The sequence below is a fragment of the Moritella sp. 5 genome, from assembly GCF_018219455.1.
Taxonomy (GTDB): domain Bacteria; phylum Pseudomonadota; class Gammaproteobacteria; order Enterobacterales; family Moritellaceae; genus Moritella.
On sequence record NZ_CP056122.1, the window covers coordinates 1,341,207 to 1,354,319 of the forward strand.

The following is a 13,113-nucleotide window of genomic DNA, read 5'->3' on the forward strand; positions in this document are numbered from 1 at the left end:
GAAATATTACACGTGGACTCGAATAAAACTGCAAATAAGACACAGTGGACGATCAAAGCTTCTCAGCATATTACTGAGGATGCACTACTGGATTGCTTAATTTTACTCACTGAGCACTTTGGTAATCCCTGCTCCGCAGATGCGATCACAGCTGGCCTGTCTATATCGGGAGCGAATCTTACCCCCGAGTTAATGCCACAAGCGGCTGGGCGTGCGGGCCTGAGTGCTAAACTCAGTCAAAAAGGTCTGAATGAATTACCGGGTATGCTATTACCGTGTATTTTGTTATTAAAAGATCAAAAAGCCTGCGTATTGCAGGAGCTGGATTTTAGTCAAGACAAAGCCATTATCTCAATGCCTGAAACTGGCGGTGAAATATCATTAACGATCGCTGAACTTGAAGCTATCTATGTTGGTTATCTGTTTTTGATCAAGCAGCAATATCATGGTGACCGTGATTTTGATGTACACCTACATGAAACTAAAAAGCATTGGTTATGGGAAACAATTAAGTCTGCTGCGCCGATCTATCGTGATGTTATTATCGCGTCTATTTTAGTTAACTTGTTTGCCTTAGTATCCCCGTTATTTGTGATGAATGTGTATGACAAAGTGGTGCCAAATTTAGCTTTTGAGTCACTCTGGGTATTAGCGATTGGTGCGACCATTGCTTATATATTTGATTTTATCATGAAGCAATTACGAGGTTACCTTATTGATGTAGCAGGTAAGAAAATTGATTTACAAACCTCAGCTAAATTGTTTGCTAAAGTGATTGGTATGCCGTTAGAAAAACGCGCAGCTAGTGTCGGAGGCATGGCAAAGCAGCTCAGTGAATTTGACAGTGTGCGGGAGTTTTTATCTTCGGCGACGATAACAGCCTTAGTTGACCTGCCTTTTGCACTGTTATTCATGTTTATTATCTGGCTTGTGGCTGGCGATCTCGTGGTTTTTTCCGTTATTGCGACCTTACTTATCCTAGGTTATACCTTACTTGTCCAGCCGCGTTTACGTCATGCTATTGAAGAAAGTAATAAATTTTCTAGCCTGCGACACGGTCACTTAATTGAAAGTTTATCGGTATTAGAGTTGATTAAAGCCAACGGTGCAGAAGGTGTGGTGCAAAACAGCTGGCAGCAGATGCTTGGCCATATCTCTAGCTGGCAGCTTAAATCTAAAGTATTAACCAATTCCGTGTCTAATGTTGCAAGTTTTATCGTGCAAGCGTCGGTAATTGGTGTTGTGGTCTTAGGGGTTTATAGAGTGGCGGATAATGCTATTTCGATGGGGGCTATTATTGCTGCGGTTATGTTATCGAGTCGTGCGATAGCACCGATGGCAAAAATAGCCTCATTAATGACTCGGTCTAATCAAACCATGAGCGCTATGCGTCAGCTTGACGCAATCATGGCGCAGAAAGATGAATTTGAAGACAAAGCGCATTTAGTTAGTCGTCGTAAACTTGAAGGAAATATCACTTTAGAGCAACTTGGTTTTAATTATCCTGATATTGATAAACCGAGTTTATATCCACTGTCTTTAGCGATAAAACCAGGTGAAAAAGTTGCTGTGATTGGGCGTAATGGTTCAGGGAAAAGCACTCTCGCTAAACTCTTGTTAGGTTTATATCAGCCTACCACGGGTAGCTTGCACTATGATGGCATGAATCATAAGCAGATCCACCCAAGTGATTTACGCCGTAATTTTGGGTATTTACCACAGGATATAACCTTGTTTCACGGCACTATTCGCGAAAATATTTTGTTTGGTGCGAAAAAAATTACGGAATATCAGCTTATTCGCGCGGTACAGTTATCCGGGGTAAATATATTTACAGATCTTGATTCGCAGGGGTTAGATCAGCAAGTCGGTGAAGGCGGTAAAGCGTTATCTCGCGGTCAACGTCAATCTATCGCTTTAGCGCGCGCTATCTTAAACGAACCACAAATATTATTACTTGATGAACCCACTGCAAGTTTGGATGCGCGAGCAGAAAAGCAGTTTATACAGTCCATGAAAGTTACCGCGCAAGATCGCACGTTAGTATTGATCACGCACAAAATGCACCTATTACAGTTAGTGGATCGGATCATAGTATTAGATAAAGGTCATTTGGTTGCTGATGGCAGTAAAGAGGTTATTTTAAATAAGTTGAAAAATGGATTGCTGACTCCGGGAGCAGTGCAATGAAGGTTAGTAAGCAAGACTTAGAGATGGCAGATGATGTGTACGGTGCTATGTTAGCGCAAACGCCGCAGGTTCACAGATTAACTATTTGGGCGTTGGCTGCATTTGTACTTAGTTTTATTATTTGGGCTTACTTTGCCAAATTAGACCGAGTGGCAACGGGAATGGGTAAGGTAGTACCTTCTTCGCAGATCCAGATCATTCAGAGTTTAGATGGCGGTATTTTACAACAGTTATATGTGACTGAAGGCATGATAGTCAGTAAAGATCAGCCACTGGCGAGAATCGATGATACACGTTTTCGAGCAGATTTAGCACAACAACGTCAAGAAGTTGATAGCTTGCGGGCGGATATTATTCGTTTGCGCAGTGAGTTAACTAGTATCTTGGTTGCCGATGTTCCAGACTGGCAATTACAAATTAAGATAGCCAAAAAAACCTTGATATTTCCTGATGATTTAAAGCAGAACTTACCGTATTTAGTCGTGCGTCAACAAGATGAATATCAGGCTCGGTTAGATAGTCTTAGCAATCAGGTTGCTATTCAGGCTCAGCAAATTCAACAGCGTTATGAAGAAAGCAGGGAATTAAAGTCAAAAATAAAAACCTTGGAAATAAGTTATAAATTGGCTTCGCGGGAAATTGAATTGACGCGACCTTTAGCGAAAAAGAACATCGTACCAGAGGTGGAGTTACTCAAGTTAGAGCGGAGTGTTAACAGTATTAAAGGTGAGCTTGATTCTCTTCGTTTATTAGTACCAAAATTAAAATCGGTGATGGCTGAAGCGGTGTTAAAGCGTCGTGAAGCGGTACTTAATTATCGTGCAGATGCACGAGCGCAGTTAAATGAATTGCAAGGTAAGTTCTCACGAATTACTGAAGCGCAAGTTGGTGTTAAGGATAAGGTAGAGAAAGCATTAATCATTTCACCTGTAGTCGGGACTATCAAAACGTTACATATCACCACTATGGGCGGGGTTGTGCAACCGGGCCAGGTGTTACTAGAGATTGTACCAACCGAAGATAAATTACTGATTGAAGCCAAAATAAAACCGAAAGATATTGCCTTTATTCATCTGGGCTTACCAGCAGTGGTGAAGATTACTGCATATGATTTTACCCGTTATGGTGGTTTAAAAGGGGTTGTTGAGCACATAAGTGCGGATACAACTCAGGATGAAGACGGTAATAGTTTTTATATTATCCGTGTCCGCACTCAAATTTCTGATATTCAGGGTAATCAGGATATGCCAATAATCCCCGGTATGATGACATCTGTTGATGTGATGATAGGTAAACGTACGGTATTAGAATATATATTGAATCCTGTTTTAAGGGCTAAAGCAATGGCGCTTAGGGAGTTATAAATTGCTATTGAAAACATATAATAAAAATGGAGATAACATGAACCCGACTAATTTTCACTCGAAACAAAGAGGCTATAAGGGTTTTCTTTATTCCGCGATAATGTGCTCAGCTATGGTTGTTCCGGCAATGGGCAATGCCCAGTCGTTAGAGCAAACTGTTGCGCTGACATTAAGCAGTCATCCTGAAATCCGCATTGCCTTTAGTAAATTTAAAGTACGTGAAGAGCAGGTTAAGCAAGCATCATCTGGGTATTTACCGAGTATTGATCTCACTGGGGGTTATGGTTATGAATATACCGATAGCCCGGGAACGAGAAAGAGTGAGCTCAATAATCATGATAATACTGAAGAGTTACGTCGTGGTGAATTTGGGATTAGCTTAAAACAAAGTTTATTTAGTGGTTTTCAAACATCCAGCGATGTTAATCGTACAATTCATGAAACGAGTGCTGAGCAATGGCGGTTATTTAGTACCGCGGAAGATGTGGCGTTAGAAGTAACGAAGGTGTACGCTAATCTTTTGAAAAATAAACAGATATTAGTTTTGTCTGAAAAGAATTTGACGACGCATAAGACCATTTATAGTCAGATAAAACAACGGACAGATTCTGGGCTAGGGAGTATTGCTGATCTTTCTCAAATTACAGGTCGTTTGGCTCGAGCACAATCTAATGTTATTTCAGCAAAGAACAATTACCTCGATACAGAAGCGCAGTTTTATCGTGTTACAGAGCAACGCGCTGATAACCTTGTTGTCCCTGTGCCTGACGCAGATTTATTACCTACAGATAGGCTAATAGGCTTAGACCAAGCATTAGCGAACCATCCAATTATTAAATCATCGACTAATGACATAACAGCTGCTCATTATCAGTATGATGCTGCAAATTCAAATTACTATCCGAAAGTGACGTTCGAGGTTGATGCTAACTTTAACAACGATCTTGATGGTGAAGATGGCCACAGTGGTATATCGGGGGTTGGTGGTCATAACAATGACGTAGTTGCTATGGTTCGCTTTTCTTACAATTTATATTCTGGCGGCAGTGATAAAGCGTACGCCCGGGAAATGGCTTATAAAATTACAGAAGCAAATGAGCTAAATAAAAGTGCATATCGTCAGGTGACAGAGGGGTATTACTTGGCCTGGAATGCATATGAACTATTGAACGAACAAAAATATTATATACAAGCACATGTTGTGGCATCGAAAGATTCACAAGCCGCTTATGAGCATCAATTCAAGTTAGGCCAGCGTAGCCTATTGGACTTACTTGATACTGAAAATGAATTATTTCAAGCTCGTAAAGAATTTGTTGATGCAGAATTTAGTGAAATTATTGCGCGTTATCGTTTATTAAATGCGACAGGGAAATTATTAGATTCATTGCGGGTAACCAGACCTGATATTTGGATGGGTGAAGATGAATATGCCGGAGGCGTGAAGTAATGAAATATATTATTGTTTTGATTTTGTCATTGTTATTAATGGCATGTACTACACCTATTGTTGATATGGCAGATAATACACAGATTCAACTGCAGGATTTGAGTGACGCTGATAACGATGGTGTTATCACAAGTAGAGAAAAATGCCCTGCTTCTTTTGCTGGTTCTAAAGTTGATAATTATGGTTGTGGTGCTGATATTATTAATAAAGTGAGGCAAGAGCTAAAAGTTAACTTTGCCAGTAATTCGGCAGTCGTGAGTAAACGATATTTTGGTGATATTGAAGCGTTAGCCAATTTTATGAAAAAACACCTTGATACTGAAGTTGTTATTGAAGGGCACACGAGTAAATTAGGCAGTAAATCATTAAATATGCGTTTATCTCAAGAGCGTGCACAAGCTGTGATGAACATTTTGGTGAATAATTTTGGTATTGCGACATCCAGAGTGTCTGCGGTTGGCTATGGCTTTGAGCGGATACTCGATGATGGTAATACGAAAAGCGCACATGCCAAAAATAGACGTATTGTGGCTGAGTTAACGGGTGAAAACACCAGTAAAGATATGAAATGGAATATTTACAGTGTAGATAAATAATGTTTACATTTATTCATAGTCATATTGTAGCAGGTTAGTTGTAGTGCCAAATAAAGTGAACCATGGGTGTGCAGTCGTTATATTTTTGTTTTTCTCTAGTTGGTTATTGGAGTTATCTGCAAATCCAGTATCACGCTTAAACGATCAAGAAATTATTATTGCATTAGATAAAAGTTATGGTGAAAGGGCTGCTCTCAGAGGGCGTACTTGGTTACAGATTATGGCATCAAGCAAAGTACTTCCATTGAACGAAAAGTTGAATAAGGTTAATGGTTTTTTTAACCAGTTGGTATTTATCGATGATATTAAGCTCTGGGGAAAAGAGAATTATTGGGCGACGCCACTGGAGTTTATCGGTGCAAATGGTGGGGATTGTGAGGATTTTGCTATTGCGAAATATTTCAGTTTATTAGAGATAGGTATTGAAGATGAAAAAATGCGAATTACTATGGTGAAGTCATTGACTCTAAATCAATACCATATGGTTGTCGCTTATTATCCGACACCAGGCGCGATCCCATTAATTTTGGATAACATTGATGGCGAAATAAAGCCTGCAGATCAACGCAATGATTTATTACCTGTATACAGTTTTAACGGTAAGCAATTATGGTTGAACAAAGAAAAGGGTCAAGGAATTTTGGCTGGTAAATCACAACGATTAAAGCGTTGGAGTAATTTAAATCAGCGAATGGGCGTGTCGAGTATGATGCAACCGAAGCTGAGTTTGGAGTAAAATTAATGACCTTGTTTAAACAGATCTATTCATTATTATTTGGTTTATTTGTCTTAGTAATGTCGAGTCTGGTGTATTTTCAATTTACAGAAACACGTGATTTCATGGCTCATCAGATGGAATCTGAACTTAATAACACCACTACATCATTAAGTTTGATGTTAAAACCACATTTACAAACGGGTGATATCGCTGCGGTTGAAACCTTGGTAAATGTCATTTTTGAGGGCGGTTTTTATCGTAAGGTTAATTTAACTTGGCTTGCCGACCAAAAGCAGCAATCATGGGAAAATCCAATTGTCGTTGAAGGAGTGCCACAGTGGTTTATTGATCTTGGGCTATTTGAGGTTAAAACCAAAGAAAGTTTAATTCAATCGGGTTGGTTACAACTCGCAAAGTTAAAAATAGAAGCGCATCCAGGATTAGGTTATCGTGAATTGTGGCGGGTAATGAATGATACGTTATTGATTATCTCTTTTTTATTTTTACTCTCTATTTTTGTATTACATTTTCATCTTAAACATTTACTTAAACCGTTACATGATATTGCTAGCCATGCCAGCAATATATCGCAACGAGTATTTAACCCTGATATGGACTTACCTGCTACTGCAGAGTTGCGTGTAGTAGTAAAAGCAATAAATTCGATGTCGGGACAGCTCAAACAAGTATTTCAAACCTTGGACGATGAAGTCGATAGTTTAAAGCATGATAACCTTGTTGATCGTGTATCGAATTTACCAAATAGACAATATTTAACAGGGCAAGTCACAAGTTGGCTAACAGATCCTGGTTATGGTGGCTTATTGCTAGCTAAATTAGATTGGCTGAATGAAGTACACAGTAAATATGGCTATCAGGTTCGTGATGAAAGTATCCGAGTTCTCGCATTCCGCATGACAGAGCAATTACCGGATGTTGCTGAATGTGTTATTGCTCGTATTTCAAATACGGAGTTTGCGTTTTTAATAACCAAAGGTGATCATCAGAAAATGGCGTCTTATTTACAGGCGCTTATTCGTTTAATTAATCAAGAAATGTTTAAAGCTGGTTGTATGCCTAATAGTGATTTTGCGATTGGCATAACGGAGCGTAATGATGAGATGACACCTTCTGAATTGCTCGCTCAAGCGGATAACGCATTGCAACAAGCGCTTATCGATAATAAGACTAGTAGCTGGTTTAATAGTCATTGCCAGCATGAATTTAACCGAGAAGAGTGGCGTAAACGTTTATTAACGGCGATTAATCATAATCAGTTTGTATTTCAATGGCAGCCTATCTTACAGATGGATAGTGGTGAAGTGTTGCAGCGAGAACTTTACTGTCGTCTGAATATTGATGGCCAGCAGGTTAAAGCTGGCCAATTTATGCCGTACGTTGAGCTATTATCGTTAGGCAGTCAACTGGACCGATGTTTATTAGAAAGCTTAATTTCGCAAAATATACTTGATCTAAATAAAGAGCCTGTAGCAGTTAATTTAACTCAGGATAGTTTGCTCGATCCGACGTTTCATTCGTGGTTAGCGCACTTTTTACAAAATACGATCTCAGCAGAACAAATATATATTGAAATAACCGAGTCTTCTGCAAGTAATAATCCTCATGAGAGTTCGCAATTAGCGAGTATTGTTCGTCGATACGGAGCTCATTTCGGTATTGATCACTGCGGTCGCCAAATGGGGTCATTAAGTTATCTACAACAATTGAAACCTGATTATGTGAAATTAGACCAATCCTTGTCTGTCTACAGTAATAATCAACAAAACAATGAATTATGTCGTGCTTTGATTAATATTGGTAAGGGGTTAAGTATTGATGTGATCATCACTGCGATAGAAAATCAGCAGCAACTAGATAGAATAAAACCATTACGTGCTCAAGGTTATCAGGGCTATATTTCTTCACCGGAAGATGTCATTAATAATTCAGGTGATCACTTAAGTTAACCATACTCGATAAATTAATGATAAATAAAAACCGGTATATCAAGGATGATACTCCGGTTTTTATTTTGGATTTACAGCAGTTAAACTAATAACTATATTTTTAATATTGCTTTTTTCTTTAAGCTATATTCTTCTTCGGTAATAATACCTTCTTTATACAGCTTGTTTAACTCTCGAATCGATTCGAAGCTTTTGATTAGTTCTGCATCTTCTCTTACTTTTTCATCTTCAATTACTTTTGCTGTTTCTGCAGTAATAGTGATGTTGTCAATTGTTGCGTATTCACCAACAGTGAAACCAGTTTCATTTTTTAATGAAGTATAACCATTGCCTTCATATACAGTGTCAATATCATTACCGTTGAAACGAACATAGTAATGAACAAGCTCGTTGTCGCTTCCCGATAGGAATTTGTATATTGCTTTACCTGGAATACCGACTTCAGCTACCCAAGCGTGCCACTTTATACCGCCACCAATACCAGCAAGTGATGGTTTTGAACGATAAAATTTCATCGGTTCGCTAATCACGTACTCAGCGACTTCAGGGTTATTTAACTCTTCTGCAAAGTAATCCTTAATGGTTTGTTGATATGCTTGTGGGGCAGGGCCAAACTCAGTATCTGCATTAAGTTTTTCGATATTGCCTGCACAGCCCGAGGCTAATACTGGTAACGCGATAACCAATAATAATTTACGCATTTTTTGGCTGATAATTTTCATAATTATTCCCTGATGTCGTACAAATTGTGTTGTTTACATTGTCTACTTAATGCAATGTAAGCAGGTAGTTTATTGTGTTTCACCATACAGGAATGTGATTAGTTTTCAAATTTAAATCTATGACTAGATGACATACCATTACAATTTAAAACAGTTTTAATGCTGAAGGTTGTTCAAATGCCATTAAATCATCTTGGGTAATAGCTTGTCTGATCACATACGCTTGAGCATCATCGACTAAAATTTCGGCGGCGATAGGGCGGCTGTTATAACTGTTACTCATTACCGCGCAATATGCACCTGTGTATAAGAAACACATTAAATCTCCAGCGGCTAAATCAGTTGGTAGCGACGCTGATTTGGAAAATGTATCTGTACTTTCACAAATAGGGCCGACTACGTCGTATTTGGTTAGCAATGAGCTAGAAGGTGACTGTACGGGTATTAATGCATGGGTTGTTTGATACAGCGCTGGACGCATTAAATCATTCATTGCCGCGTCCAATACGACAAATGATGTTGGTCGGCTTTCTTTTATATACGTTATTTCGCATGCCATCACGCCGATATCGGCCATCAATGAGCGCCCGGGTTCAATACTAATGCGTCCTTGCCAATGAGCTAGGGCAGACTTTATCGCGTTAGCAAAATCACTAAACGCTAAATAATCTTGTCCTTGTTGTACTGTATTACGAATAAGTCGTTGGTAGTCTTTATATTGAACTCCAAAGCCGCCACCGAGATCAAGCTGAGTTAGGGAGTAACCTTGTGTTTTAAGGTCGTTTATCAATATCTGTATTTTAGCTATCGCATCTAAGTAAGGTTGTGTTGTGCGTATTTGTGAACCGATATGCATTGCCAGCCCATTTATTTTCAAGAACGGCGAATATTCAGCTGTTTCTAACATAGGTAATACATCGCTAAAGTTAACACCAAATTTATTGCCTTTAGCACCAGTAGTGATGTGCTTATGCGTATCAACAGTGACTTCTGGGTTGACGCGAATGAGTGCAGAAACCAGCTGTTGGTATTTATCTGCAATTGTGATTAAAACCGCTAATTCTTCTTTAGATTCAAGGTTAAATTGTCCGACACCTGCAAGTACGGCTTCGGTGAGTTCTGCGGTTGTTTTACCTACGCCTGAAAAGACAATATCTTCAGCTTTGAATCCGGCGCTGAGTGCCCGTCGCATTTCGCCGATAGAGACAATATCAACACCTAATCCTTGTTTTGCGACAATGCGTAATAATGACAGATTGCTGTTCGCTTTCATGGCGTAGTGAATATGGATATTTTCTGGTTCAAATGCGGCTTTGCAAGCATGGATATTATTAAGTAGTGCAGCTTTCGAATAGCAGTAAAAAGGCGTGGCAACTTGAGATGCTAACTGCTGAATTGATACATTTTCTAGCCATAATGCTTGTTGTTGTACATTCGGTAAATAACGCAGTTGAGGGGTTAATTGTGTCATGGCTTAAATCCTTTTGCTGATGAACTAATAGGATAATTAAGTGAGGTATTATGCACAATGTGAAAAATAACGTTTTGATATGACAAAATATCGTTATTACGGTGATTTTGTCTGCCGTGTGTTTAACTTGGTTAAAGCAATGAATAAGTGTAAAGTAGCTGTTTTATAAGATATAAACAGAGCTACTTATGGATAAGTTCGATCAAGCAATTATTGATGCACTCGTTGCTAATTCACGACGTTCAATTGCCAGCATTGGTGAGGACATTGGATTATCGCGTACCGCCGTTAATGATCGAATCCAACGCTTGAAAGATTCAGGCGTTATCCTACGTTATACCATCGATGTGAGCAGTGCTGAAGGGGCAAAAGTGGTGGTCTATTTTCAACTTACATTTAGACCATTTGATGCCAAGTCAATTGCGCCGTATTTACAGGGTATTGGTGAAATAACCCGCGCGCATACTTTGTGCGGTGATACCGATTTAATTGTATATGTCGAAGCGGAGTCTATGACACGCGTTTCGCAGATTAGAGAGTTACTTGCCGCATTACCTGATCTGGATAAGCTCCAAACATTTAGCGTGTTAGATACGTTAATTTAGTTTCCCCCTAATTTACGATATTAAGCCTAATCATTCTTTATAATCACATTGTTATGTTATAACATACGGAAGTGTGTTGGAAATCATTATTTTTGTATGGAAATATAGGTTTTCGACTATTTGGCGTTTACTGTTTGAGAGTTGAAATGATGTTTTTATATGTATTAAAACCAAAGTACATTGGGCGCTTATTGCAAGTGACTATGATGCTCATTGGTGCATTGATGAGTATGAATTGTACTGCTCATCCACACTCGTGGATTGATATGAAAACAGAGATCCAAGGAGATGGAAAACAGATCACTGGATTTTTAATGACATGGGAGTTTGATGCTATGACTTCTGCTTACATGTTAGATGGCGAGGATCTCTCTGCTAAAAATAAAGCGCAGACGTTACAGGACCTCGCTGATTCGATTATGACAAATATGACAACTAATCATTACCTTACCTATTTTTATGAAGGGGGGAAGCCAGTTAAGTACGCACTAGCGAAACAGGGCACTTTAGTGCAAGACAAAATAAAGGCGACGCTACAGTTTTATCTACCGTTAGCTGAGCCCCTTGTGCTATCTGATAAATCACTCAAGTTACTTATTTATGATCCAAGTTATTATGTTGATATGAGTTGGCCTGCAAAAAATGCAGTTCGGCTCTCTCCGGAACTGAGTCAATATTGTAAATTGTCTCTTATTGAAGCGACACCTACGTCTGAACAACTTGCGTATGTTATGTCATTACCTGTTGATGCTGAGAGAGATAATGCGATTGGCGAATTATTCACTCAATCTGCCATTATCAACTGCAAACCTTAATGCTATTTTTATACAAGGATAAATAATGACACCGTTAGTTTCGAATAGCCGAATGGCTAAGGAAAATACAAATAAGTCGCCTTTGTTACCTATGCTTGGTTTCGTTGGCATGATTTTTTTATTTTTTGCTTTAGGTTATGTACTTTGGCAGGTTTGGCCAACACTTATTACCACTGGTATGCAGTGGCAAAAACAGATAAATAATGAGTTGAGTGAATTATTACACGCCGCTAAAAATGAAAGTTTAATGGCAGGGGTATCACTGATCGGACTTAGTTTTATGTATGGGGTTTTGCACTCAGTTGGTCCAGGTCATGGCAAATTGATTGTGACAACTTATATTGCGACACAAGAAGCTAAAGTGAAGTTAAGCCTTATTATCACGCTTCTGTCTTCGCTTGTGCAGGCCTTCGTTGCTGTGGGGCTAGTATCTGTATTATTAATGCTATTTGATGCATCGATGCGTGAAGTTAATCAGAAAGCAGAACTGCTCATTCCATTAAGTTTTTATACTGTCATTTTATTAGGTATTGTTATTATTTTTAGTAACTTAGTCTTGATGTATCGTGTAATTAAAGAGCACAAAGATACAGTAAATCAAAACGTATCGAATAGCGCTGATATGGTTATTAAGCGGTTAACACCAGTGACGCCATCGGTATCTGTTGCTAAATATGCCGCACCAGCAAGTTCATCGCTTGTTGACCACGAGCACCATGATAATTGTGGCTGTGGGCATCAACATGTCGTGGCTCCAGAGCTAATTAACGATGCCTCTTCATTCAAAGAGTATTTAACTATTATTTTGAGTATTGGTATTCGTCCTTGTACGGGCGCAATTATGGTGTTGTTGTTTGCTAATATGCTTGATATTTATTGGCTTGGTATTGTCAGTGCTGTGGTCATGGCGTTAGGTACTGCGCTTACCACATCGACTATTGCGATAATGACCATTACCGGTAAGCAAGCTGTAAGACGTTATTTAGCGACAGGAAAGCGTAATAGAGGGCCGAAAAATGGACTTAATATAACTAAGTTTATTGTGCCGATTATTGGTGGTTTGTTATTAATATTACTGGGAATGTTATTACTTGAATCGAGACCTGTAGGTATGTCTCCGATGTTTTAGTCGTTCATCGTATTACTGAAAAAAGACCCGATGTAATATTCACAGTAATTCGTGTGAACTTGCAAAAAAGAGCCTCCTAATTCACT

The 13,113-nt window shown here is 38.9% G+C and carries 11 protein-coding genes; 9 read left to right on the top strand and 2 right to left on the bottom strand.

What is annotated here, in order from left to right; translation table 11 throughout:
* The first annotated feature begins 12 nt into the window (after nt 1-12).
* From HWV01_RS06025 to HWV01_RS06050, 6 genes are all read left to right on the top strand, one after another.
* Nucleotides 13-2,190 carry a type I secretion system permease/ATPase gene (locus tag HWV01_RS06025; protein ID WP_211674553.1) on the top strand — a complete coding sequence of 726 codons (2,178 nt, stop codon included), beginning with the start codon at nt 13-15 and terminating at the stop codon, nt 2,188-2,190.
* Nucleotides 2,187-3,554 carry an HlyD family type I secretion periplasmic adaptor subunit gene (locus tag HWV01_RS06030; RefSeq protein WP_211674554.1) on the top strand — a complete coding sequence of 456 codons (1,368 nt, stop codon included), beginning with the start codon at nt 2,187-2,189 and terminating at the stop codon, nt 3,552-3,554. Before HWV01_RS06025 ends, HWV01_RS06030 begins: the two co-directional genes overlap by 4 nt.
* 37 nt (nt 3,555-3,591) lie before the next feature.
* Nucleotides 3,592-5,004 carry a TolC family outer membrane protein gene (locus HWV01_RS06035; protein ID WP_211674555.1) on the top strand — a complete coding sequence of 471 codons (1,413 nt, stop codon included), beginning with the start codon at nt 3,592-3,594 and terminating at the stop codon, nt 5,002-5,004.
* Nucleotides 5,004-5,600, top strand: a complete 597-nt coding sequence (locus HWV01_RS06040; protein ID WP_211674556.1) for an OmpA family protein — start codon at nt 5,004-5,006, stop codon at nt 5,598-5,600. The genes HWV01_RS06035 and HWV01_RS06040 overlap by 1 nt, the downstream gene beginning before the upstream one ends.
* Nucleotides 5,601-5,679: 79 nt before the next feature.
* Entirely contained in the window at nt 5,680-6,336 is a 657-nt protein-coding gene (locus tag HWV01_RS06045) for a transglutaminase-like cysteine peptidase (RefSeq protein ID WP_249185539.1), read from the top strand.
* A gap of 5 nt (nt 6,337-6,341) precedes the next feature.
* Nucleotides 6,342-8,285 (top strand): EAL domain-containing protein, encoded by a 1,944-nt coding sequence (locus HWV01_RS06050; protein WP_211674557.1) that lies wholly within the window; start codon nt 6,342-6,344, stop codon nt 8,283-8,285.
* A gap of 92 nt (nt 8,286-8,377) precedes the next feature.
* On the opposite strand, the gene HWV01_RS06055 is transcribed toward HWV01_RS06050, so the two are convergent.
* A complete protein-coding gene (locus tag HWV01_RS06055) occupies nt 8,378-9,007 on the bottom strand; it encodes an SHOCT domain-containing protein (protein WP_211674558.1) in 630 nt (209 codons plus the stop codon).
* 145 nt (nt 9,008-9,152) lie between these two features.
* Complete coding sequence (lysA, locus tag HWV01_RS06060; RefSeq protein ID WP_211674559.1) at nt 9,153-10,478, bottom strand: diaminopimelate decarboxylase; 1,326 nt, start codon at nt 10,476-10,478, stop codon at nt 9,153-9,155.
* A gap of 188 nt (nt 10,479-10,666) precedes the next feature.
* Between lysA and HWV01_RS06065 the strand changes: the two genes are divergently transcribed.
* From HWV01_RS06065 to HWV01_RS06075, 3 genes are all read left to right on the top strand, one after another.
* Nucleotides 10,667-11,083, top strand: a complete 417-nt coding sequence (locus HWV01_RS06065; protein WP_211674560.1) for an Lrp/AsnC family transcriptional regulator — start codon at nt 10,667-10,669, stop codon at nt 11,081-11,083.
* 146 nt (nt 11,084-11,229) lie between these two features.
* Nucleotides 11,230-11,898 carry a DUF1007 family protein gene (locus HWV01_RS06070; protein ID WP_211674561.1) on the top strand — a complete coding sequence of 223 codons (669 nt, stop codon included), beginning with the start codon at nt 11,230-11,232 and terminating at the stop codon, nt 11,896-11,898.
* Nucleotides 11,899-11,923: 25 nt separating this feature from the next.
* Nucleotides 11,924-13,027, top strand: a complete 1,104-nt coding sequence (locus tag HWV01_RS06075; RefSeq protein WP_211674562.1) for a nickel/cobalt transporter — start codon at nt 11,924-11,926, stop codon at nt 13,025-13,027.
* The last annotated feature ends 86 nt before the right edge of the window (nt 13,028-13,113 follow it).

Coding starts and splice junctions, on each gene's coding strand:
- HWV01_RS06075 (WP_211674562.1), top strand. CDS start 11,924: ATGACACCGTTAGTTTCGAATAGCCGAATGGCTAAGGAAAATACAAAT.
- HWV01_RS06040 (WP_211674556.1), top strand. CDS start 5,004: ATGAAATATATTATTGTTTTGATTTTGTCATTGTTATTAATGGCATGT.
- HWV01_RS06070 (WP_211674561.1), top strand. CDS start 11,230: ATGATGTTTTTATATGTATTAAAACCAAAGTACATTGGGCGCTTATTG.
- lysA (WP_211674559.1), bottom strand. CDS start 10,478: ATGACACAATTAACCCCTCAACTGCGTTATTTACCGAATGTACAACAA.
- HWV01_RS06030 (WP_211674554.1), top strand. CDS start 2,187: ATGAAGGTTAGTAAGCAAGACTTAGAGATGGCAGATGATGTGTACGGT.
- HWV01_RS06065 (WP_211674560.1), top strand. CDS start 10,667: ATGGATAAGTTCGATCAAGCAATTATTGATGCACTCGTTGCTAATTCA.
- HWV01_RS06035 (WP_211674555.1), top strand. CDS start 3,592: ATGAACCCGACTAATTTTCACTCGAAACAAAGAGGCTATAAGGGTTTT.
- HWV01_RS06050 (WP_211674557.1), top strand. CDS start 6,342: ATGACCTTGTTTAAACAGATCTATTCATTATTATTTGGTTTATTTGTC.
- HWV01_RS06055 (WP_211674558.1), bottom strand. CDS start 9,007: ATGAAAATTATCAGCCAAAAAATGCGTAAATTATTATTGGTTATCGCG.